Genomic DNA, 1,919 nt, shown 5'->3' with positions numbered 1-1,919 from the left:
CTCCCCACCTACATGATCCCCACCGCCTTCGTCATCCTCGACCGCCTCCCCCTCAACCACAACGGCAAGATCGACCGCCACGCCCTGCCCGCACCTGAGACGGTGGTCTCCGGCACGGCGCCGCGTACGCCGGTGGAGGAAATTCTCTGCGGGCTGTTCACACAGGTGCTCGCCGTACCGGGAATCGGGATCGACGACGACTTCTTCGCGCTGGGCGGGGATTCGCTGCTGGTCATGCGCGTGCTGGCCGGGCTCAGGTCGGCGCTCTCCGTCGAGCTGCAGGTGAGAGCAGTCTTCGAAGCGCCCACCGTCGCCGGGCTCGCGGTCAGGGTCGAGGAGGCGAGAGCCGGCGGTCTCGGCCCGGTCAGACCACCGCTCGTCCGCGCGAAGCGTTCGGAGCGGTCGCCGCTCTCCTTCGCCCAGCACCAGCTCTGGATCGTCGACCAGCTCGCGGAGCCGGGCGGGTACAACATCCCGCTGGTCCTGCGGCTGTCAGGGCAGCTGGACAGGGCGGCCCTGGAGGCCGCGATCGGGGATGTGGCGTGGCGGCATGAGTCGTTGCGGACGGCCTTCCCCTCCCAGGACGGCCACCCGTGGCAGCGCGTGCTGGACGCCGTACCCGAGTTGACGGTGGTGGGGACCGATGAGGAGGGGCTCGGCACGGCGGTGAAGGAGGCGACGCTGTACGCCTTCGACCTCACGGCCGAGCTGCCGATGCGGGCGTTTCTGTTCGCATTGCGGTCCGACGGTCCCGACGGTCCCGGCGAACCCGGCGAGCATGTGCTGGTCCTGGTGTTTCACCACATCGCCATCGACGGGTGGTCGCTGGCCCCGCTCAGGCATGACCTGGCCCTGGCCTACGCGGCCCGCACGCGCGGTGAGGCTCCTGCGTGGGAGCCGCTGCCCGTACGGTACGCGGATTACGCCCGGTGGCAGCGCGACCTGCTCGGGGACGCGGCGGATCCGGACAGTCTCATGAGCGTGCAGACCGGCTACTGGCGGGAGGCTCTGGCGGGGGTGCCCGACGAGCTGGTGCTGCCCGCCGACAGGCCTCGGCCGCCGGCGGGCGGGCATCGAGGCGAGTCCGTGCCCCTGCGGCTCTCGCCCGAGTTGCACGGGCGGTTGCTCACCGTGGCCAGGGCCAACCAGTCCACGTTGTTCATGACCGTGCAGGCCGGACTGGCCGCGCTGCTGAGCCGGCTGGGGGCGGGGACCGACGTGCCGATCGGTACAGCCGTGGCCGGTCGTACCGACGAGGCGCTGGACAACCTGGTCGGCTTCTTCGCCACCACACTGGTGCTGCGCACCGACACCTCGGGCGACCCGAGCTTCCTCGAACTGCTGACCAGGGTCAGGGAGACGGACCTGGCGGCCTACACGCACCAGGACGTGCCGTTCGAACAGATAGTGGACGCGCTCAACCCCACGAGAATCCCCGGCTGTCCCCCGTTCTTCCAGGTGATGCTCGGACTGAAGAACACCCCGGACGACGAGGCCGGGCTGCCGGGCCTGACGACCGTGCCGGATCCCGCCTACTCGCTGTACGGTCTCGGCGACGCGAAGTGCGACCTGCTCTTCGGCCTCACCGAGAGTGTCTCCGCCGACACCACCCCCGCGGGTATCGACGGGGTGCTGCAGTACGCGTCCGACCGGTTCGACCGGGGCACGGCGGAGTCGATCGCCGCGCGGCTGGTGAGAATGCTGGAGGCGATGGTCGCGGATCCGGGTGCCCGCGTGAGCGAGGTGGAACTGCTCGCGCCGGAGGAACGGCACGAGCAACTGGAGAAATGGAACGCTACGACGGCCTGGATGTCCAAGGGCAACCTGGCCGAGGTTTTCGAGGCGCGGGTGGCGGCGGCTCCGGATGCCGAAACGGTGGTCTGCGGCGAGACCCGACTGTCGGCGACCGAGCTGAACAC

Annotated in this window: 1 protein-coding gene; it reads left to right on the top strand. The window is 70.1% G+C overall.

The window, feature by feature from the left end:
- Positions 1-1,919 (top strand): condensation domain-containing protein (locus CHC08_RS47765; protein ID WP_245879023.1); only part of this gene is annotated, 1,919 nt, incomplete at both ends.

Source organism: Streptosporangium subroseum (assembly GCF_900188345.1).
Taxonomy (GTDB): Bacteria; Actinomycetota; Actinomycetes; order Streptosporangiales; family Streptosporangiaceae; genus Streptosporangium; species Streptosporangium subroseum.
The sequence above is the reverse complement of the archived record's forward strand: the minus strand, read 5'-3'. Positions and strand labels throughout refer to the sequence as shown.